Origin of the sequence: Nocardioides aequoreus (assembly GCF_000720335.1) — a bacterium.
Classification (GTDB): domain Bacteria; phylum Actinomycetota; class Actinomycetes; order Propionibacteriales; family Nocardioidaceae; genus Marmoricola; species Marmoricola aequoreus.
In genome coordinates, this window is record NZ_JOJN01000007.1 from 165,697 (window position 1) to 185,987 (window position 20,291).

Sequence of the window (20,291 nt, forward strand, 5' to 3'; positions counted from 1 at the left end):
TCACCGGCGCTGTGAGTGCGAGCGGATCCGGTCGTAGTGCGCGCGGTACTGCTTGTAGACGCTGCGGCTCATCACGTTGACCGTGACCTCGTCGCCACCGGAGAGCGAGGACTGCGCCCAGTTCTGCGAGCCCGTGGTGGTCAGGAACGCCTTGCGGTTGTTGCCGTAGGTGCCCTGGACCAGCATGAACTTGCCGTGGGTGCGCACCCGGTAGTCGCCGGCCCCGTCACCGGACGTGAGCAGGTCGACGCGGCTGTCGTAGAGGCTCAGCAGACCCTTGTTGGCGGCGTCGTTGAGCATCCGTCGCACCGCGTCGCCGGGGGCGCCGTAGATCACCGAGACCCGGCAGCCGGCCTTGGCCAGGTTGATGACCTTGCGGGCGAGGTACTTGCCGCGGGCGTGGGCCCAGTAGAACATCGAGATGCGGATCTGGGTCGGCCCCAGCGCGCTCTTGCACTTGATCCGGTTGAGGTCGGCCAGCGTCGGGTCGTTGGCCGCACTGCCCTTGCGCAGCGGGAAGAAGCGGGCGGTGACGCCGCCGTCGACGAAGCGGGTGACCTGGCGGCTCGCCGGGCGGTCCTCGGTCATCTGGCGGTGGATGCGGGCGAAGGCACGGCGCAGGTAGTTGCGCTTGGTGAAGGTGATCATGTCGTTCCACCCGCGGACCGCCGCGCCCAGGTTGAGGTTGCCCGAGCTGACCATCACGACGTCCTTGACGCCGCCGGTGCTGGTGAAGACGAAGAACTTCGAGTGCATGGCGCCGCCGCCGCCGCGGCAGCTGCCCTTGCAGCGCTTGACGTAGCTGCCGTCCTTGCCCCAGGTCACCGCGGCGTTGTTGGGCGCGGCCACGCTGCGCTCGACCTCGCGACGCGTCATCTTGTTGGGGTCGACCGGCCGCTGCACGACCCGCTGCCCCGACTCGGTGACGAAGACCATCTTGCGGTTGCACGGACCCGAGCGGGCGGGCCGGTCGGGCTTGCCGTCGTTGTTGCGGTCGCGCACGTTGTCGGAGTTGAGGGCCGCGATGAGCTTCTTGGCGGGCTTGTCCTGGATGCCGCTGTCGATGATGACGCGCACCGAGACCCCGCGCTTGCACGCGCGGATCAGCGCGTCGGTGGAGCTGGCCCGGTCGAGGAAGTAGGTGGTGATCCAGATGGCCGGCTTGGGGTCGCTCTTGGTCGGGCGCGTGCTGTTGATCGCGCTCTCGATCTTGCGGATGACGTTGAAGTTGGCCTTGGCGCCGCCCCACTTCGGCGGCACGTTGAAGCTCGCTCCGGACTCGGGCCGGGCCGCGGACGCGGGCGAGGCGGTCATGGGCAGCAGCGTCGCCGCGAGGAGGAAGGCCACCAGGGTGGCGAGGGCGCGCTTCATGTGTAGTCTCCCGGAGCTGACGGGCCTGCACCCGGAGGCAGGCAACGGCGTCGATCGTATGTCAGATCTGTGACGGGAGGATCCTCCTGAGACAGATGACACCATTGTGAGGCGATGTGACGGGTCCGGTCCACACCACCGCGCGGCGTGGCGACCATCCGTCAGTCGTCGACCCCACCGCTGGTCAGGGCGGCGCCCTCGGTGAAGTACGGCGCCAGCTTGTTCTCGTACATCGACAGCGCCGACCCGATCGCCATGTGCATGTCGAGGTACTTGTAGGTGCCCAGGCGGCCCCCGAAGAGCACCATCGGCTCGGCCTTGGCCAGCTCGCGGTAGCGCAGCAGCGTGGCGCGGTCCTCGGCGGTGTTGACCGGGTAGTACGGCTCGTCGCCCTCCTCGGCGAAGCGGGAGTACTCGTGCACGATGACCGTCTTGCCGGGCAGGTGCGTCCGCTCCCGCTCGGGGTGGAAGTGCTTGAACTCGATGATCCGGGTGAAGGGCACGTCGCCGTCGTTGTAGTTGACGACGCCGGTGCCCTGGAAGTCGTCGACGTCCTCGACCGACTCCTCCAGGTCGACGGTGCGCCAGGAGAGCCGGCCCTCGGCGTTGCCGAAGTACTCGTCGACCGGGCCGGTGTAGACGATCGGCACCTTGCCCTTGTAGTCGTCGGCGACGTTGAAGAAGTCGGTCTCGAGCCGCACCTCGATCAGGGGGTGGTCGGCCATCCGCTGCAGCCACGCGGTGTAGCCGTCGGTGGGCAGCCCCTCGTAGGTGTCGCTGAACCAGCCGTTCTCGAAGGTGTAGCGCACGGGCAGCCGCGTGATGATGTCGGCGCTCAGCTTGGTGGGGTCGGTCTGCCACTGCTTGGCGGTGTAGCCCTTGATGAAGGCCTCGTAGAGCGGCCGGCCGATCAGGCTGATGGCCTTCTCCTCCAGGTTGGAGGCGTCCTCGGTGGCGATCTCGCTGGACTGCTCGGCGATCAGCGCGCGGGCCTCGGCCGGGGTGTGCGAGCGCCCGAAGAACTGGTTGATCAGGCCCAGGTTCATCGGCAGCGAGTAGACCTGGCCCTGGTACTTGCCGAAGACCCGGTGCTGGTAGCCGGTGAAGGTGGTGAAGCGGTTGACGTAGTCCCACACCTTCTGGTTGGAGGTGTGGAAGAGGTGGGCGCCGTACTTGTGCACCTCGACGTTGGTCTCGGGGTCGCGCTCGCTGTAGGCGTTGCCGCCCAGGTGGTGACGGCGCTCGAGCACCAGCACCCGCTTGCCCAGCTCGCCGGCGACGCGCTCGGCGATGGTGAGGCCGAAGAAGCCGGAGCCGACGACGACCAGGTCGGGCAGGGAGGACGGGTCAGTGGTCTCGGTCAACGGGAGGCTCCTGGGAGAGGGGGATCGGTGAGTCGGTGGATCGATGGGGACGGACGGGGGTGCGTCAGCCGCGGGCGTGGCCGGTGCGGTTGGCGAGCAGCCGTCGGTAGGCGAGCCGACGCACCGGCTCCGGCACCAGACGGTATCCGCCCCGGACGGCGACGTTGCGCAGGTACTGCCGCCGCGTCGTCAGCCCGAGGTCGCGGAAGCGACGCTGCAGCGCCAGCTCGGAGCGCAGCAGCTCGCGGCCCCCGCGTCGCGCGTAGGCGCCGTCGCCGACGCGGTAGCGCACCAGGGGCTCGGCGAGGTTGGCCGGGACGGCGCCGCCCACGAGCATCCGGGTGAAGAGCAGGTAGTCCTCCATCAGCGCCATGTCGCTGTAGCCACCGGCCGCGAGCACCGCGCTGCGCCGGTAGACCACCGTCGGGTGGTTGAAGGGGTCGCGGAAGCGGACCACCCGCAGGATCTCCTCCGGGTCCGTGGGCGGCGTACGACGCCCGACGACCTCCGCGGGGTCGTCGTCGAACTCCAGCAGCCCGGAGCCGACGATGTCGGCGCCCGCCTCCAGCAGCGGGAGCTGCTCGGCGAAGCGGGTCGGCTCGCTCACGTCGTCGGCGTCCATCCGGGCGACGACCTCGTGATCGCTGGCCGCCAGGCCGGCGTCGAGGGCGGGGCCGAGGCCGACGTTGCCGGGCAGCACGAGGTGGGTGACGGGCACGGGACTGGTCGCGACCAGCCGCTCGATCTCCGCGGCCAGCGCCTCCGGGACCGGCCCGTCCTGCACCAGCACCACCTGGGCGGGCCGGCGGGTCTGGTCGTGCACCGAGGAGGTCAGCGCCAGGCGCAGGTAGTCGGGCCGGTCTCCTGCCCACGTGGCGACCAGCAGCGCGAAGGGGGTGCCGGCCGGCAGCAGCCGCCCCGGGTCGACGGTGGCCAGGGGCGCGTGCCAGCCGGCGCGCTCGAGCACCTCGGCGTTGGGGCGCGGCCCGGTGGTCACCCCGTCGCGGAGGCCGCGCGCGGCGGCACGGAGCAGGGTGCGGCGGTCGCTCGAGCGGCGTGCGGTGCGCACCCAGCGACGTGCGGTGCTCCCGGCGTACAGCGCCTTCTCGGCGGGGGTCAGGCCGGCGGAGCGGGTGAAGAGCCAGAGCTTGTTGCGCACCTCGAAGTAGAAGCGCTCCCCCGGGTCGGCGTCGGTGGACCCGAAGGCGCGGGTCTTGTGCACCACCACGCTCGCGGGCACGTAGAGCCCGACCCGGTCGCGCAGCAGCCGGGTGGAGTACTCGAAGTCGTCGTTCCACAGGAAGTAGTCGGCCAGCGGGAGACCGCGCTCGCGCACCACGTCGGCGTCGGCCAGCAGCGACACGAAGCTCGCGGAGCGGATCGGCACCGCGCCGACGGCCTGCGCCGCGGCCCGCTCCGCCGCGCTCGCGCCCGGCTTGGGCCGGGGCGTGTTCATCGGGTGGTCGCGCCCGTCGCTCCACACCACCCGGCTGGCCAGCACGGCGGGCGCCCGGCCCTCCCTCGTCCGGTACGCCGCGCGCGCCTCGAGGAGCGCGGCGAGCGCTCCCGGCGTCGGCACGGTGTCGTCGTCGAGCAGCCACACCAGGTCGGGGTCGTGGGTCAGTGCCTGCGCCACGCCCGCGGCGAAGCCCCCGGCACCGCCGCTGTTGGCCTCCAGCGGGACGACGTCGAGCAGCCGGTCGCCGGCGGCGCGCTCGCGCAGCAGGTCGGCGGTGCCGTCGGTGGAGGCGTTGTCGACCACCACGGTCGCCGTCAGCGGGGCGTCCTGGCCCGCGAGCGCGTCGAGCGACTCGACCAGCAGGTCACGCCTGTTCCAGGTGACGACGACCGCGACGACACGCGCGGCCCCTTCCACGGCGAGCACGCTACGTCAGCACACCGCGGAGAGGTCGTCGGCCTGGTTGGCGCCGTAGCCGGCCTTCATGCTCCCGACGGAGCCCCCGGTCGTCGACGTCTGCGCCGGGGCCGGCGTGCGCTCGACCGCCTTCTTGGCCGGGGCACCCTTGCCCTCGGAGCGCTCGATCACTGTCTGGACCTTGTCGTGGATCAGGTCGATGTCGGGCTCGCTGGTGCTCACCAGCGGCGGCACGAAGGAGACGGTGCGGATCGGGTGGCTGCGCGCCTTGAGCGCGAGGTCGATGAACTTGCCGACCTCGCCGCGCGGGAGGTCGGTGCTCACCAGCGCCTTGCTGGCCTCCGCGATGTCCTGGAAGTTGAGCAGCACGGTCTGCGGGTCGAGCTGGCGCACCATCGCGTCGATCACGCACTTCTGCCGCGCCATGCGCGAGTAGTCGTCGGAGCTCATCCGCGAGCGCGCGAACCACAGCGCCTCGTAGCCGTCGAGGGTGCGGCGCCCCGCCTCCACCGTGCCGGTCTGGCCGGCCGCACCGCCCCCGATCGGGATGTCCTCGCGGACGTTGAGCTCGATCCCGCCGACGGCGTCGACGAGCTGCTCGAAGCCGCGCATGTTGACCATCGCGTAGTAGTTGATGTCGAGGCCGGTGATCCCCTCCACGCCCTGGATCGTCGCGTCGACGCCCGGGTCCTCGGAGCCCGGGAAGAGGTCGGGGTGGTCGTAGGCCCAGGTGGCCAGCGAGTTGAGCTCGCACTGCGCGCCGCAGTCGTAGCCGTCGGGGAACTGCGCGTCCATCACCGAGCCGTCGGGGAAGGGGAAGTTGAGCATGTTGCGCGGCAGCCCGAGCAGCACCGTCTTGCCCGTCTCGGCGTCGATGCTCGCCACCTGGATGGAGTCGGGGCGCAGGCCCCAGCGGTCGGCGCCGGAGTCGCCCCCGAGCAGGAGCACGTTGAAGCGGCCCTCGTGGGCGCCCACGGCGTGACCGTCGGCGAAGAGCCCGCCCATGAGGTCCTTGTTGACCGTGACCAGGTGGGAGGCGAAGAGCAGCGAGCCCGCCACGGAGAAGCAGAGGACGCCGTTGACGCCGACCATGGCCAGGCGCTGCTTGCGACGCAGCGACATGGGGTCGCCCAGCCGCCAGGCGTCGACGAAGAGGTAGGCCCAGCCGATCGCGAGGGCCATCAGCAGCAGCCGGGCGGTGCTGAGCACGAGGTCGCTGGTGAGCAGCCGCCAGATCAGGGTGTCGAAGACCAGTCCCAGGCCGAGGAGCAGCAGCCCGGTGACCAGCAGGCCCAGCCAGATCCGCAGCGCCACGCGGCCGGTGCGGCGGCGTCCCATGACGAGCTGGGCCGAGCCCGGCACCACCAGCGTCATCACCATCAGCAGCAGCGCCCGCCGGAAGCGCTGACCGGCGTCGCGGGGGCTGCGGGGTCGCTGGGAGGCGTCGACAGGCGGGTCGGTCAGCAGGGACGCCATGGGGAAGGGCCTCTCCGGTCGTCGGTGTGCGGTCACGTCGAGGGTCCGCGGAGCGCGCCAATCTCACCAGCAAGGCGACCGCGCGCCGCGACGGCGCGCCGGGCGGTCCCGGGCCGGTCGGTCCGCGCGCGGTAGTTTCCTGGGCATGCCTGCAGGTGGGAGAGACGGGCGCGGGAGCGGCCGCGACGACGACGAGTCGCAGTACGGCTGGCTCTACGGCGCCCGCGGCGGCCGCCAGGGCGGCGGCAGCGACGCACCGCGTCAGCCCGCCGGCGACCCGGAGCCGACCCGGATGATCCCCACGATGGGACGCCCCGGTCAGCAGCCGCCGGCGACCCAGCGCATGCGCACCGAGGCCGCCGCTCCCCCGCCGCGCATCGTGCAGCCGCCCCGCGAGCGCCGGACCCGGCGTCCGGGCGGCGGGCGCCGGGTCCGCCGCGTGGTCTACGTGCTGCTGGTCGGCTGGCTGGCCTTCCTGGTGGCCGTGCCGCTGTGGGCGGTCGGCCGCATCGACAAGGTCGACATCGAGCCCCGCGCCGGCGAGCGACCTCCCCAGCAGCCGGGGACGACCTACCTGCTCGTCGGCTCCGACAGCCGGCGGGGGCTCTCCGAGGCCGACAACCGGCGGCTGGGCACCGGCGGCGTCGGCGACGTCGGTCAGCGCACCGACACCATCATGCTGCTGCACACCGGCAGCGGGCCCAACCTGCTGCTCTCGATCCCCCGCGACTCCATCGTCGACATCCCCGGACGCGGCAGCGGCAAGATCAACGCCGCCTTCGCCTACGGCGGCCCCCGGCTGCTCGTGCGCACCCTGGAGCAGGAGACCGGCGTGCGCATCGACGACTACGTCGAGATCGGATTCGGCGGCTTCGTCAACGCCGTCGACGCCGTGGGCGGCATCGAGATCTGCCCCGAGGAGGCGATGGACGACCCGCGCGCCAACCTCGACATCGAGGCCGGGTGCCAGGAGGCCGACGGCGTGAAGGCGCTCGGCTACTCGCGCTCGCGCTACGTCAGCCAGTACGGCGACCTCGACCGGGCCCGGCGGCAGCGCGAGGTCATCGGCGCCATCGGCGGCGAGGTCGCCTCGCCCTGGACCTTCCTCAACCCGGTGCGCTACTGGCGCGTCAACGACGCCGCGGCGACCTCGCTGCGGATCAGCGAGGGCACGGGTCCGATCGCGCTCGCCCAGTTCGGCGTCGCGATGACCCGGCCGGGCAAGACCTGCGGCATCCCGATCGCCGACCAGGCCGTCAACTGGGACGACGAGCGTGCCGAGCAGTTCCTCGGCTTCGTGCGCGAGGACCGCGTCGGCGAGCTGCCCGACGAGCTGTGCACGGCGACCGGCCTCGCGGGCGTCGGGTGAGCGCCCGGACGACCGCCTGGGAGACGCTGTCGTGGTCGCTGGACGACGACGGCGTCGGCACGCTGGTGCTCGACCGCCCCGACGCCCTCAACGCCTTCACGGTGACCATGGCCCGGGAGCTGGAGACGTTCTTCACCACCACCGCCACCGACGACGCCGTGCGTGCCGTCGTGGTGACCGGTGCCGGCCGGGCCTTCTGCGCCGGCATGGACCTCTCGGCCGAGGGCAACGTCTTCGGGCTCGACGAGAGCCTCTCCCCCACCCCCGAGGTCCTGCGCGAGCACCTCGCGGAGGAGCCGTGGCACTCCGGCGTGCGTGACACCGGCGGCAAGGTGACGCTGGCGATCCACGCGCTGCCCAAGCCGGTGATCGCCGCCATCAACGGCCCCGCGGTGGGCATCGGCGCGACCATGACGTTGGCGATGGACCTGCGCCTCGCCTCCACCACGGCGCGCATCGGCTTCGTCTTCGGCCGGCTCGGCATCGTGCCCGAGGCGGCGTCGTCGTGGTTCCTGCCCCGCATCGTGGGGATCCAGCAGGCGCTGGAGTGGGTGTACGCCGCCGACGTGCTCACCGCCGAGCAGGCGCTGGAGGGTCGCCTGGTGCGCTCGCTGCACGAGCCCGACGAGCTCCTGGGCGCCGCCCAGGAGCTCGCCCGGTCCTTCGTGCGCGACCGCTCCCCCGTCGCCCTGGGCCTGGCCAAGCGCATGCTCTACGCCGGCACCGGCTTCGACCACCCGGTGGAGTCCCACCGCGCCGACAGCCTGGCGATGTGGCACACCTCGCTCGGCGACGGCAAGGAGGGCGTGGCCGCCTTCCGAGAAAAGCGCGCCCCGCGCTTCACCGGCCGCGCCAGCGAGCTGCCCGACGTGCTCTGACCCGCCGCCACGTGCGGGCCCCCGGACGTACGCAGACGCGCGGACAGAAGTGGTCGGCCCAGTCCGCTTCGTCCCGGTCAGACCGGGACGGACCCGGCACGCTGCCGGACTTGTGCCCGCGCGTCTGCGAGCCGGCCGGTCACTGCAGCGCGCGGGCGGCGTACGACGGGGGCAGCGTGAAGAGCGGGTCGGCGCCGAGCTCGGCGCGGGCCAGCGAGCCGAGGTGCACCTCGTCGGGGCCGTCGAAGATGCGCATCGCGCGGTGCCAGCCGTAGAGCATCGCCAGCGGGGTGGCGTCGGAGATGCCGGCGCCGCCGTGCACCTGGATCGCGCGGTCGATGACGTCGTTGACGGCGCGCGGCACGGCCACCTTCGCGGCGGCGATGAGGTGACGGGCGGCCTTGTTGCCCTCGCTGTCGACGACGTACGCCGCCTTGTGGCACAGCGCGCGCGCCTGCTCCATCTGGATGCGTGACTCGGCGATCCGCTCGCGCACCGACGACTGCTCGGCGAGCGGCCGGCCGAAGGCGACCCGCTCCTGCACCCGCTGCACCATCAGCGCCAGGGCGCGCTCGCCGGCGCCCAGCGCCCGCATCACGTGGTGGATCCGGCCGGGCCCGAGCCGGGCCTGGGCGTTGGCGAAGCCCCCGCCCTCCTCGCCGAGCAGGTGGTCGACCGGCACGCGCACGTCCTCGAAGGTGACCACGCAGTGGCCGTGCTGGTCGTGACGCCCGAAGACCGGGAAGTTGCGGCCGATCGTGACCCCCGGGGTGGCGGTCGGCACGATGACCATCGACTGCTGGCGGTGGGTCGGGCCGTCGGGGTCGGTCTTGCCCATCACGACGAGCACCTCGCAGCGCGGGTCGGCGGCCCCGCTGATCCACCACTTGCGCCCGTTGATGACGTAGTCGTCGCCGTCGCGCTCGATCCGCGTGGCGATGTTGGTGGCGTCGGAGCTGGCCACGGCCGGCTCGGTCATCGCGAAGGCCGAGCGGATCTCGCCGTCGAGCAGCGGCTGCAGCCAGCGGCGCTTCTGCTCCTCGGTGCCGCGCAGGTGCAGCAGCTCCATGTTGCCGGTGTCGGGCGCGGCGCAGTTGAGCGCCTCGGGCGCCAGCTCCAGGCTCCAGCCCGACAGCTCGGCGAGCGGGGCGTACTCCAGCTGCGTGAGACCCGCCTCGGAGGGCAGGAAGAGGTTCCACAGCCCCCGCTCGCGCGCCTTGACCTTGAGCTCCTCGACCACCGGCGGCACCGAGGTGTCCTCGGGTCCCACCCGGTGGCGGTGCTCGTCGTAGGCCGCTTCGGCCGGGAAGACCTCGCTGCGCATGAAGTCGACCAGGTCGACGTAGAGCTCCCGGGCGCGCTCGGACGGCGCGGGGTAGGCCGGGTACATCGTGGAGCCCACCGCGCGGGACAGCGGGTCGGAGGCCGGGTCGGTGGATCGGTCGCTGGCAGCGGTCATGGCGTCATCCTCCACCACCCCCTCAGGATGGGGGCATGACGCTCCCCGACCTCGCCCTCACCGGCGCGACGGGCGCCCTCGGCGGTGCCGTCGCACGACTGCTCTCCCTCAGCGGCGGCACCCCCACCCGCCTGCTCGCCCGCGACGTCAGCCGGGCGCCCGTGCTGCCCGGGGCCGAGGTCGTCGGCTTCGCCGGGTACGCCGACCGGGCCTCGGCCGTCGCCGCGCTCGAGGGCGTGCGGACGCTGCTGATGGTCTCGGCCTCCGAGAGCGCCGACCGACTGCAGCAGCACCGCACCCTGGTCGACGCCGCGGCCGAGGCGGGCGTCGAGCACGTCGTCTACACCTCCTTCGCCGCCGCCTCCCCCACCTGCACCTTCACCCTGGGTCGCGACCACGCGGCGACCGAGCAGCACCTCGAGGCGTCGGGGCTGACCTGGACGCACCTGCGCGACAACTTCTACCTCGACGTCTTCCCGCTCTTCGTCGACGACGCCGGCGTGCTGCGCGGCCCCGCGGGCGACGGGCGCGTGGCGGCCGTGGCCCGTGCCGACGTGGCCGCCTGCGCGGCCGCGGTGCTGCGCGACCCCGCGGCGCACACCGGGGCGACGTACACCCTCACCGGCCCGGAGGCGCTCTCGCTGGCCGAGGTGGCCGAGCAGGTCGGCGAGGCCGAGGGACGCACGGTGACCTACGTCGACGAGACGCTGCGGGAGGCCTACGCCTCGCGGTCGTCGTACGGCGCCCCCGACTGGCAGGTGGAGGCGTGGGTGAGCACCTACACCGCGATCGCCTCGGGTGAGCTGGCCGAGGTGACCGACGACGTACGCCGCCTCAGCGGCCGCCGGGCGACTGGTCTCCGCGAGGTGCTGCGTCGCCGGTGACCGGCGTGCGCTGCTTCGGCTCGGCCTTCTCCTCGGCCTTCTTCTCCGGCTCCGGCTCCGGCTCCGGCTCGGGGTCGGTGCAGCGACCCTGGGCCGCCCGCTCGGCGTTGCAGTAGTCGGTGCGCAGGAAGGGCGAGGTGGCCACCCCGCGCGTCAGCGTGAAGGTGCCGCTCTGCCCCAGCCGCGGCTCCGCGACGGGCAGCTGCTTGCGGGCGAGGACCTGGATCGCGGTGAGCGTGGCGGTGGCGCGCGTGCCCTTCTCGTCGGGGTCGGAGAGCTGGTAGGTCAGCGTCGCGACCTTGGTCCCCTCCCGGTTGAAGGTCTCGGTGACGACGCCGTCGGCAGTGACCGTCAGGGTGCGGCCGGTGCCGGCGAAGGTGCCCACCATCGGACCGAAGTCGGGCTTGGCCCGGGCCACCTGGATCCGCTGCTCCACCTGCTCGGCGCCGGACTGCAGCGCGAGCATGCGGTCGCGCAGCAGCGCGGGCATGGCGTCGGTGGCGACGACCGGGGCCAGCAGCAGCGACGCCGAGCCGTAGGCGCGGCTCAGGGCGCGCTCACCGAGGCAGCCGCGCACCAGCGCGCGGGTGCTGCCCCCGAGCACGCGGGAGCAGCCGGGCTGCTGCAGCCAGGTCTCGAGCAGCCGGGCGGGGCGGGGCACGGCGCCGTCGTCGACGACGCCGAAGGCGGTCACCTGGGCGTCGAGGGCGCGGACCGCGGCGTTGAGCAGCTGGACCGACCGGCTGCGGGGGTCGTCGGTCGCGGTGAGCAGCAGCGTGGTGCCGGGCTCGAGGTCGGCGTCGACGCTCAGCGTGCGTCCGGGGGCCAGCAGGGTGTCGGTGTCCTGGGCGGAGGCAGTGGCGCTCGTCGTGGAGGCGCCCGCCGCCTCGACCGCGTCCAGCCACGCCGTCCACGGCAGCCCGTCACGCAGCGTCGCCCCGGTCTGGCCCCGGTCGACGGCGCCATGGGCGCTCACCCGCACGGGCACGGCACGCGCGTTGGTCACCTGGACCACGCGCTCGTCGCCGAGCCGCCCGAAGCACCACGCGAGGGTGTCGCGCTTCCAGCTGCGCACCGAGTAGCCGTCCTGGCGCGCGGCGGCGGTCTCGGGGCAGGTCGGGTCGACGACGCCCTCCGGCTCGACGGCGTCGCGGGCGAGCACCTCCGTGGCCGTGCGGCGCAGGGTGTCGCCGATGCTGCCCTCGTCGATCGCGAGGACGCCGAAGGTGCCCAGCTCGGAGACGATGAACTCGACGTGGCGGCGGTCGGTGTCGAGCCGCCCCTCCACGAAGCGCCAGGGGGCGCCGTCGTCGTCGCGCGCGGCGACGGCGAGCGGCGTCCCGTCCGGCACGGAGCTGTCGAGGACCATCCGCACCAGCACCGGCTGCGAGAGCTCGGGGCCGGTGAGGTCGTAGAGCGAGGAGACGAAGTAGACGCCCTGCCCGGCGGCGTCGGGCGTCACCGGCTCGCCGACCTCGACGTCGTCGGCACCGATCACCTCGACGTCGGGGTCGGGCTGCTCGACCGGGGCCGGTGTGGCCTCGGCGACGGGCGCGTCGTCCCCGGAGAACCAGCCGCAGCCGGAGACCAGCAGCGCCAGCACGGCGAGGAGCGCCGCGAGGCGGGTGGTCCGGTGCCGGGGCTGTGGCATGCGCTGTGCGTCCGCCGTGGTCGGGGAGGCGGACTCCTCCGACCTCAAGATACGAGAGCCGATGTCCTGTTTAGGGGGTTTTCGGCAAACCGGAGCCGAGCCGGTCGACGTAGGCGACCACCCGGTTGAACAGGCGCGTGACCGCCGCCGCGTCGGCCTCGCCGGCGCGTCGGGGCAGCACCGGCAGGTCGCCGAGCCCGGAGACGTGCGCGCAGACCCGGGCCGCGTCGTGCACCGCTGCGGGGTCGACGCTCCACATCGACTCGAAGAGGCGGTCCCGGTCGCGGGTGTCGCGCTGCCCGGGCAGCTCCCAGGCGGTGAGCACGACGGGCAGGTCGGGGGCGTCGCAGACGACCGCCCACTCGCGCCGCATCGGCGCACCCTCCGGGAGGGCCACCTTGGCGGGCGAGGCGGTGGGGTCGGAGGCGGCGAAGTCGGCCAGGACCGTGGTGGAGCGGGCCAGCTGCGCGATCTCGGTCCAGCGCGGCTCGGCGCGGGCGTAGAACTGCTCGCGCTGGAAGGCGCCGAAGACGTCGGCCTGGTCGGCCTTGGCGCAGAACTCGTCCTCGATGGCCCACGACAGCCCCAGCAGGGTGCGCTTGGTGAGCCGGTGCGTGGCGATCTGCGGGTGACGCTGCCGCAGGTAGGCGTAGACCGACGGCACCCCGGGCTCCCCCGCGGCGCGCGCCTGCCGGATGGCCAGGTCGAGGCGGACGCCGGCGTCGCGCAGGCCCACCACGCGGACGATCTGCTCGACGTCGGACTCGCGGTAGCGGCGGTGGCCGCTCGGCAGCCGGTGCGGCTCGGGGAAGCCGTGCCGCTGCTCCCACATCCGCAGCGTGGCGGCGGCGACCCCGGTGCGGTCCGCGAGGTCGCCGATCGTCAGCTGAGCACCCTCACCGGGGTACGCATCCTCCGAGGCCATGACAGGCATGCTAAACCTCAACAGCTTGTTGAGACCAACGTTGAGATAATCGGCGATTCGGGCACTCTCGGGAGCATGAGCACCTCGCCCGACAGCCGCCAGCCCACCACGACGCACGACCCCGACCACGGAGGCGCGCCGCGCCTGGCCCTGGAGCAGGAGTACTACCTCCCGGGCGAGCGTCAGGTGGTCTGGTACGTCGAGGGCGACGTGGTCACGATCGGGTCCAGCGACGGCTGCGACGTGGTGCTGCCGGGTCTCGCGCCGCTCCACGCGACGCTGAGCCGCGACGACCGCGACGAGCTCGTGCTGCGCAGCGAGGGTGCCGAGACCCGGGTGCACGGCGCGCCCGTGCGGGCGCAGCTGCTGCGCAGCGGGGCCCGCATCGAGCTCGGCGACCACGTGCTCGCCTACTACCGCGACGAGCACGCCGACCACGGTCGTCCGTACGGCGGCCGCGTGGGTGGCGAGATCGGCCACCAGCGCCCGCAGCCCCCACGGCCCGAGGACCGCTGAGCGAGCGGGTCAGGCGGCTGAGCCGGTGGCCGAGCCGTCGCTGGGGCCGGCCAGCTCGTCGCGGGCGTAGGCCGCGAGCGCGCGTGTGTTCCACGCGTCGCTGCCCGCACCGATGACGCCGCCGAGCACGGGGATGCGACGGCCCACGAAGGAGGCCACCCGCTTGCCGCCCACCTCGGCCAGCAGCGTGGTGGCGACCTGTGCGCCGACCGTCCGGTCGAGCTCGGTGCGCGCCGCGCGCGAGACCCGGCCGCCCTGCGCAGCGGCGCGGGTGTGCTCACCGGTCGGCAGCTCCGCGATCTGGCGCGGCGTGCCGGGCAGCTTGCCCGAGCGCACCAGCTCGCGCACGGTCTTGCGGCCGAGCAGCGTCGCCAGCACGGCGTTGCGAACCCGGGTGTCGGAGAGGTCGTAGCCGCGCAGGTGCGCGATCGCGGCCACGAGCCGCACCTGCACCAGCGCCAGGCCCGAGATGTTGGCCGGGATCGACCAGGCGGCCGTCACGAGGCCACCGAGGTTGGTCAGGAAGCCCTGGCTCCCGGCCAGCCCCAGGTGCACCCGGAGCAGCCGGTCGATCGCACCGTCGACGTCACCATCGGCGCTGCGCAGCGCCTGCTCGGCGGCCTGGCGGGCACCGTGGAGCGGACCCACGCCGGCGATGGCGTGGTGGAGCGCCTGGTGGACCAGCTCGGCGGTCGGTCCCTGCGGCAGCACGGCGAACTTCGAGAGTGCGGCGCCTCCGGCGCTTCGTACCAGTCCCATGGCCGCGACGCTAGCGTGCGCCTGGTGGCACACCGACGCGGGCACATCACCATGACCGAGGACGAGGTCGCGGACTTCGTGCGCGAGCAGCGCACCGCGACCGTCGCGACGTACGGCGCGCGAGGGGCGGTGCACCTCGTCGCGATGTGGTACGCCGTGCTCGACGGCGACCGCGCGGACGCCGGCCCCACGCTGTGGATCGAGACCAAGGCGACCTCGCAGAAGGTGGTCAACCTGCGGCGCGACGACCGGATGTCGGTGCTGGTCGAGGCCGGGGACACCTACGACCAGCTGCGCGGGGTCGCGATGGAGGGGCGTGGCGTCGTGGTCGACGACCCGGCGGTGGTCTGGCGGGTCTGCGTCGACGTCTTCGAACGCTACCAGGGGCCGTACTCCGAGGAGGTGCGTCCCCTCGTGGAGGAGATGGCGCGCAAGCGCGTGGCCGTGCGGCTCGAGGTCGAGCGCACCCGCAGCTGGGACCACCGCAAGCTGGGCCTGCCGCCCATGGAGGTCGCCGGCAGCACCGCGCCTCCGCCCGCGGACGACTAGGAGTCCGGGGTCCTAGGAGTCGGCGTCCCGGCGCGACATCGCCTGCAGCCGGGCGTTGTACGCCGCCAGCGCGGCGTCGCCGTCGCGGTCGGCCCGGGCGTCCTCGCGCGCCGCGCTGCGGCGGTCGCTGCGGACCCACTGGGCGACGAGGATCAGCAGCACGAGCACCATCGGCACCTCGCCGAGCGCCCAGGCCAGGCTGCCCCCGACGTACTGGTCGCGGAGCAGGTCGGTGGCCCACGGCCGGTCGAGCAGCGAGTAGAACTCCCCGCCGATGACGGTCGTCGAGCTCATCACCGCGATCGAGAAGAAGGCGTGGAAGGGCACCACCACGAGCAGCAGCCCGAGCCGGGCCGCGTGCGGCAGCCGCTTGGGCAGCGGGGCGTCGCCGACGATGACCTCGAAGAAGAGGAAGCCCACGAGCAGGAAGTGCAGCTCCATGATCAGGTGGCCGAGGTGGTTGAGCATCAGCACCCCGAAGAGCCCGGAGAAGTAGACGCCGTAGAGGCTCGCGGTGAAGATGATCGACGCGACCAGCGGGTGGGTCAGGAAGCGCGCCACCCGTGAGCGCAGCGCCCGCGCCAGCAGCTGCCGGGGACCGGTGCCCCCCGGCAGGTCGGAGCCCGGGAGGGCGCGCAGCGCGAGCGTCACCGGGGCGCCCGCGACCAGGAAGACCGGGGCCACCATCGAGAGCAGCATGTGGCTGACCATGTGGTAGCTGAAGGCGACGTGGGAGTAGGCCCCGAGCCCGCCCACGGTGGCGATCCCGACGACGAGCAGGCCGGCGACCCACGAGAGCGTGCGCAGCGGGTGCCACCGGTCGCCGCGCCGGCGCAGCGCCAGCACGCCGGCGAGGTACGCCGCCAGCCCGAGACCGACCACGGCGATGCCGAAGCCGGAGGGGTTGAGCGGCCAGAGCAGCCGCAGCGCGGTGGGCGCCGCCGGCATCGGCCCGCCCACGAGCGACTCGGCCAGGGTCGGGTAGGTCTCCCCCACCGGCGTCGGCGTGCCAGAGAGCCCGACGCCGAGGCCGACGGCCGTGGCGAGCACCGCGGCCTCGAGCCCGACCGTGCGCAGCAGCAGCGGCCGGCCCTCGTGCCGCGCGCGCACCCGGCCGCGCAGCCGGGCGGCCAGCACGCCGACGGCGAGCAGCACCAGCACCTTCAGCAGCACCACCCGGCCGTAGGAGGTGCCGACCAGGTCGTCCCAGGAGCGCAGCCGCACCGCGGCGTTGACCACGCCGGAGAGCGCGACCAGCGCGAAGCACCACGCCGCGAGGGGCGAGAAGCGCCGCGCGGCCCGGGCCTGCTTCTCCCCCCCGGCGCCAAGGTGCCAGACGAGCGCGACCACGCCGCCGGCCCACATCACGGCGGGCAGCACGTGCAGCAGCAGGCTCACCGTCGCGAGGTCGTGGCTGCCCGACGACGCCGTGTGACCGGTGAGCACCGGCGGCACCAGCGAGGCCACGGCCAGCACCAGGATGGCGCCGGCCTCGCGGGCGCGCAGCGCCCAGCGGCTGCCGAGCGCGACCGCGGCCACCAGCAGCGTCTGCACGAGCAGCGCGCGGCCTTGGTCCACCTGGAGCATGAGGTCGAGCACGCTGCCGGGGCTCTGCTCCCACGCCGGCACCGCGAAGAGCGACGACGCGGTGAGCACCACCTGGACCACGCACGCGAGCAGCCACAGCAGCGCCCACGGCCGGACCCGGTGCACGGCGCGGAACGCCACGCCCTCGAGCTCCTCCTCCGGCCCGGCGGTCACCAGCACCGGGACGAGCAGCGAGCCCACGACGAGCACGGCGAGCAGCTGACCGAGCACCTCGGCCACCGGCAGGCCCCAGGTGGTGAGCGCGCCCGGGTCGGGCAGCCCCTCGGGCACCGGGGCGGTCGCCCCGCCCAGCCCGAGGACGAGCAGCGCGGGCACCAGGGCGGCGACCAGCAGCGTCCAGCCGACCCGGCGCTGCCGGGCCGTGCGCTCGCGGCGCAGCCGGGCACGCTCCTCGGCGCTGACCTCGCCCACCGGGCTCGCCGTCCCGCTGCTCACCGTGACCGCCTGGCCAGGACCAGCACCGCGGCCGCGAGGGCGAGCAGGGCGGCGCCCACCAGCACGTGGTCGCCGTGGCGCTCCCACAGGCCCGCCTCGGCCTCGGCCGTGCCCGGCTGCGCAGCGGCCGGCGACGACTCGTCGGCGGCGGAGGCGCCGCCGGTGGGCTCCTGGGTGGGCTCCTGGGTGGACTCCTGGGTGGACTCGGCCGCCGGCGGCTCGGCCACGGTGAAGCCGAGCTCGCCGGTGACGGGGTGCCCGTCGGTCGACACCACGCGGAAGGCCACGCTCCACTCACCCGGAGCGGCGTCGGCCGGCACGCTCGCGGTCACCCGCGGGCCGGAGACCTCCGCCTCGCCCGAGGCGACCTCCTCGCCCGCCGCGCGCACCACGACGTACGCCGGCCGCTGGATGTCCTCGTTGAAGCTCAAGGTGACCTGCCGCGGGGCGCCCTCCAGCGTCGCCCCGTCGGCGGGGTCGCTGTCGAGCAGCCCGGCGTGGGCGGAGGCGGGTCCGGCCGCGAGCAGCAGCGCGGGCAGGCACAGCACCAGGGCCAGCAGGGCGCGGCCGCAGGTGGCCCGGATCGTCGGTGCGCTCACAGCAGCGTCCTCCAGTAGCTCCAGAACTGCACCAGGGCGAGGACCACCACGACGAGGTACCAGACCACGACGAGGGACCACCGCACCGACCACAGCGCCGCACCGACCCGGGAGCCGGAGTCGCGCCAGGGGCGCAGCACCGACCAGATCGCGATCGGGGCGGTCACCGACCACACGACCAGGCACCAGGGGCACAGGGCACCGATGCGGTAGAGGCTCTGGAAGGCCAGCCAGTGCACGAAGCCCCAGCCGGCCAGCGCGCCCGCCGCCAGGCCCCACTGCACCAGGCGCGACGGCCGCGTGCCGGTCAGCTGCACGACGCCGAGCGCCACCACCGCGGCGAAGGCCATCAGGCCGATCAGCGGGTTGGGGAAGCCGAGCACCGAGGCCTGGTCGGTGACCATGACCGACCCGCACGACAGCACGGGGTTGAGGTCGCAGGAGGGCCGGAAGTCGGGGTCCTGGAGCAGCTTGATGCGGTCGGTGGTCAGCGCGAAGGCCGCGCCCAGCCCGACGGCGCCGAGCACGGTGAGCTGCAGCCCGTGCCAGCGCAGCCGTCGCGCCGACCCCTCGTCGACACCGGGGTCGTCGGGCGGGTGCTCGGCAGGGGCGTCCTGCAGGTCGGCGTGACTCACGCGCGCGCCGCCTCGACCGCGGCCTGGAGCTCCTCGGGCGTGCGGGCGTCGGTCTCCCCGCCGTTGACGAAGACCGTGGGCGTGCTGTCGACGCCGGTCTCGGAGACGGCCTGGGTGTTCTGCTCGACCCAGCCGCGGAAGTCGCCGTCCTGCACGCAGGGCTCGACGGCCTCCTCGTCTGCGCCGGCGTCGACCGCCAGCTGCACCAGCTGCTCGTCGGTCAGGCCCGCACCACCCTCGGCGGGCTGCTGCACGTAGAGGGAGTCGTGGAAGTCGCGCCACACCTCGGCGTCACCCTGGTCCCACACGCACGCCGAGGCGTTGGCGGACCGGCTGGAGTAGTCGTCGGTGGAGGCACGGTCGAGGAAGGCCACGACCCGGTACTCGACCGCGGTGTCGTCGGCCTGGGCGAGCTCGGCGAGGGTCGCGCCGCTCGTGGTCTCGAAGGCCTGGCAGGCTGGGCACTGCAGGTCCTCGACCACGCTGACCGTCACCGAGGCGTCCTCGGCGCCGACCACGAAGCCGCCCTCGTCGCTGACGCGGGCGGGTGCGGTGGCCGGCTCGTTCTGCCGGTCCCGGTACTGCAGCACCACGACGACCAGCAGCACCACGACGGCCACCACGGTGACGAGCAGGCCGCCCTGGATCATCGCGTTGCGCCGCTTCTCCTTGGCGCGCTGCTCCTGCATCAGCTGCGACCCTCGGGTGCGTGCGGTCTGCTCGCGCTCCTGGCGCGACTTCTTCTTGTTGGACATGCGGAGCGACTCCTGGCTCGGGGAGGGCGCGACGCAGCGGCGTGGCGGTCGCGCAGAGGAAGGCTGGGGGGAGCGGAGTCAGCGGGGCGGGGCGCGCAGCGCGTGGCAGTCACGCAGCGGCTGCGACACGGGCACCACCGGGGCGACCGCGTCCGCGGGCACGCGCACGGCACGTGGTGGTACGACGACGCCGGGAGCCGGCAGCACCAGCCCGATCCGGCGGCAGGCGGCGAGCACCAGCTCGCGCTCGACGCCGAGGGCGGCCACCGTCGTCAGCGCGGCGGCCACCACGTGCGTGAGCAGCATCCCGGCCGCGGAGTGTGCCGGGCCCGGGGCGGCGGTCAGCAGGAAGGCGCCGTGCCAGAACACCTGGGCGACGAGGGCGAGCGCGAAGGTCTGCGCCCCGTCGACGGGTCCGCGCAGCAGCAGCCGGCCCAGCAGCGCCGAGGCGACCAGCGCCAGCACCGCGGCGAGGGGGTCGACCGACCCGCCGGCGGCCGCGTGCGCCAGCACCGCACCGGCCGCGCACACGGCGCCCGCCGCCGGGCCGCGAGCGGCGTACGGGAGCGGCGCGCGAGCACTCGGAGGGGTGGGGGCCACGGCCTCGATCGTAGTCGTGGTGCGGGCACACCACGGCCCGGCCCCGCGAGGGCGGGACCGGGCCGGAGGGGTGCGCCGGTGAGGTGGGGGTCAGCGGCGGAAGGAGATCACGTGGGTGCAGCGCTTGCTGGTGCCGACCTTCTTCACGGTCATCGAGAAGGTGTCCTTGCCGCGGGTGTTGGGGCGGTTGCGGTCGATCGAGATGTCGCCGTCGCCGTCGGCCCGGTAGGTCTTGTTGACGTAGAGGCGACCCTCGTGGCGCAGCGCGACCTTCCAGCGCTCGCCGGGCCGGGCGTCGTCGATGTCGGCGTCGACCTCGAAGCGACCGTCCTCCTTCTCGACCTCGAGCTGGAACTCCGCGCCGCTGCAGCGGCCCTCGCGCTCCTTGGCGCTGGCGGGACCGGCGGTCATCACGGCGAGCGGGCCGGCGACGAGGCCGGCGATGGTGGCGGTGGCGATCGAGCGGCGGAGCGTGGTGGTCATGGGGTCCTCCCGGATCAGGTGGCCGGCTGCCTGCCGGCGTCGATGAGGAGACTCTGTCGGCGGCGCGTGAGCCCCGCGTGAGGTCCGCGTGAGAGAGCC

Annotated in this window: 19 protein-coding genes; 5 read left to right on the top strand and 14 right to left on the bottom strand. The window is 73.8% G+C overall.

Going from position 1 to position 20,291, the window contains the following annotated elements; translation table 11 throughout:
• From IG63_RS0114045 to IG63_RS0114060, 4 genes are all read right to left on the bottom strand, one after another.
• Positions 1–1,371, bottom strand: coding sequence for a phospholipase D-like domain-containing protein (locus IG63_RS0114045; protein WP_030484985.1), 1,371 nt, complete (start codon positions 1,369–1,371; stop codon positions 1–3).
• Between the two features lie 161 nt (positions 1,372–1,532).
• On the bottom strand, positions 1,533–2,735 hold the full coding sequence (gene glf / locus IG63_RS0114050; protein WP_030484986.1) for a UDP-galactopyranose mutase: 1,203 nt from the start codon (positions 2,733–2,735) through the stop codon (positions 1,533–1,535).
• Between the two features lie 64 nt (positions 2,736–2,799).
• Positions 2,800–4,611 (bottom strand): glycosyltransferase, encoded by a 1,812-nt coding sequence (locus IG63_RS23595; RefSeq protein WP_036195662.1) that lies wholly within the window; start codon positions 4,609–4,611, stop codon positions 2,800–2,802.
• 15 nt (positions 4,612–4,626) lie between these two features.
• Complete coding sequence (locus IG63_RS0114060; RefSeq protein ID WP_030484988.1) at positions 4,627–6,087, bottom strand: LCP family protein; 1,461 nt, start codon at positions 6,085–6,087, stop codon at positions 4,627–4,629.
• A 145-nt stretch (positions 6,088–6,232) separates the two neighbouring features.
• Between IG63_RS0114060 and IG63_RS0114065 the strand changes: the two genes are divergently transcribed.
• Positions 6,233–7,456, top strand: a complete 1,224-nt coding sequence (locus tag IG63_RS0114065; RefSeq protein WP_051706828.1) for an LCP family protein — start codon at positions 6,233–6,235, stop codon at positions 7,454–7,456.
• Positions 7,453–8,334, top strand: coding sequence for a crotonase/enoyl-CoA hydratase family protein (locus IG63_RS0114070; protein ID WP_030484990.1), 882 nt, complete (start codon positions 7,453–7,455; stop codon positions 8,332–8,334). The genes IG63_RS0114065 and IG63_RS0114070 overlap by 4 nt, the downstream gene beginning before the upstream one ends.
• 139 nt (positions 8,335–8,473) lie before the next feature.
• Here the strand turns inward: IG63_RS0114070 and IG63_RS0114075 are convergent, their stop codons facing one another.
• A complete protein-coding gene (locus tag IG63_RS0114075) occupies positions 8,474–9,793 on the bottom strand; it encodes an acyl-CoA dehydrogenase family protein (protein WP_245604438.1) in 1,320 nt (439 codons plus the stop codon).
• Positions 9,794–9,828: 35 nt separating this feature from the next.
• On the opposite strand from IG63_RS0114075, the gene IG63_RS0114080 reads away from it, so the two are divergent.
• Positions 9,829–10,677, top strand: a complete 849-nt coding sequence (locus IG63_RS0114080; RefSeq protein ID WP_030484992.1) for an SDR family oxidoreductase — start codon at positions 9,829–9,831, stop codon at positions 10,675–10,677.
• On the opposite strand, the gene IG63_RS0114085 is transcribed toward IG63_RS0114080, so the two are convergent.
• Both IG63_RS0114085 and IG63_RS20825 read right to left on the bottom strand, forming a co-directional pair.
• Positions 10,628–12,328 carry a hypothetical protein gene (locus IG63_RS0114085; protein WP_030484993.1) on the bottom strand — a complete coding sequence of 567 codons (1,701 nt, stop codon included), beginning with the start codon at positions 12,326–12,328 and terminating at the stop codon, positions 10,628–10,630. The two genes, IG63_RS0114080 and IG63_RS0114085, sit on opposite strands and share 50 nt — an antisense overlap.
• A 70-nt stretch (positions 12,329–12,398) precedes the next feature.
• The gene (locus IG63_RS20825) at positions 12,399–13,253 is read right to left on the bottom strand and encodes a DICT sensory domain-containing protein (RefSeq protein ID WP_036195565.1); all 855 of its coding nucleotides are present in this window, start codon (positions 13,251–13,253) and stop codon (positions 12,399–12,401) included.
• Between the two features lie 75 nt (positions 13,254–13,328).
• Between IG63_RS20825 and IG63_RS0114095 the strand changes: the two genes are divergently transcribed.
• On the top strand, positions 13,329–13,769 hold the full coding sequence (locus IG63_RS0114095) for an FHA domain-containing protein (RefSeq protein ID WP_036195567.1): 441 nt from the start codon (positions 13,329–13,331) through the stop codon (positions 13,767–13,769).
• Between the two features lie 9 nt (positions 13,770–13,778).
• Here the strand turns inward: IG63_RS0114095 and IG63_RS0114100 are convergent, their stop codons facing one another.
• Positions 13,779–14,528 carry an EcsC family protein gene (locus IG63_RS0114100; protein WP_030484996.1) on the bottom strand — a complete coding sequence of 250 codons (750 nt, stop codon included), beginning with the start codon at positions 14,526–14,528 and terminating at the stop codon, positions 13,779–13,781.
• A 24-nt stretch (positions 14,529–14,552) separates the two neighbouring features.
• On the opposite strand from IG63_RS0114100, the gene IG63_RS0114105 reads away from it, so the two are divergent.
• A complete protein-coding gene (locus tag IG63_RS0114105) occupies positions 14,553–15,077 on the top strand; it encodes a pyridoxamine 5'-phosphate oxidase family protein (RefSeq protein WP_245604439.1) in 525 nt (174 codons plus the stop codon).
• Positions 15,078–15,089: 12 nt separating this feature from the next.
• On the opposite strand, the gene IG63_RS0114110 is transcribed toward IG63_RS0114105, so the two are convergent.
• From IG63_RS0114110 to IG63_RS0114135, 6 genes are all read right to left on the bottom strand, one after another.
• Positions 15,090–17,120 (bottom strand): bifunctional copper resistance protein CopD/cytochrome c oxidase assembly protein, encoded by a 2,031-nt coding sequence (locus IG63_RS0114110; protein ID WP_157210180.1) that lies wholly within the window; start codon positions 17,118–17,120, stop codon positions 15,090–15,092.
• The gene (locus IG63_RS0114115; protein ID WP_051706834.1) at positions 17,117–17,719 is read right to left on the bottom strand and encodes a copper resistance CopC family protein; all 603 of its coding nucleotides are present in this window, start codon (positions 17,717–17,719) and stop codon (positions 17,117–17,119) included. Before IG63_RS0114115 ends, IG63_RS0114110 begins: the two co-directional genes overlap by 4 nt.
• Positions 17,716–18,354: a vitamin K epoxide reductase family protein gene (locus IG63_RS0114120; RefSeq protein WP_245604440.1), complete on the bottom strand. Its 639-nt coding sequence runs from the start codon at positions 18,352–18,354 to the stop codon at positions 17,716–17,718. The genes IG63_RS0114115 and IG63_RS0114120 overlap by 4 nt, the downstream gene beginning before the upstream one ends.
• Entirely contained in the window at positions 18,351–19,109 is a 759-nt protein-coding gene (locus IG63_RS0114125; protein WP_051706836.1) for a DsbA family protein, read from the bottom strand. The genes IG63_RS0114120 and IG63_RS0114125 overlap by 4 nt, the downstream gene beginning before the upstream one ends.
• Before the next feature lie 78 nt (positions 19,110–19,187).
• Entirely contained in the window at positions 19,188–19,709 is a 522-nt protein-coding gene (locus IG63_RS22730) for a hypothetical protein (protein WP_157210181.1), read from the bottom strand.
• Between the two features lie 90 nt (positions 19,710–19,799).
• On the bottom strand, positions 19,800–20,192 hold the full coding sequence (locus tag IG63_RS0114135; protein ID WP_030485003.1) for a hypothetical protein: 393 nt from the start codon (positions 20,190–20,192) through the stop codon (positions 19,800–19,802).
• Between the last annotated feature and the right edge of the window lie 99 nt (positions 20,193–20,291).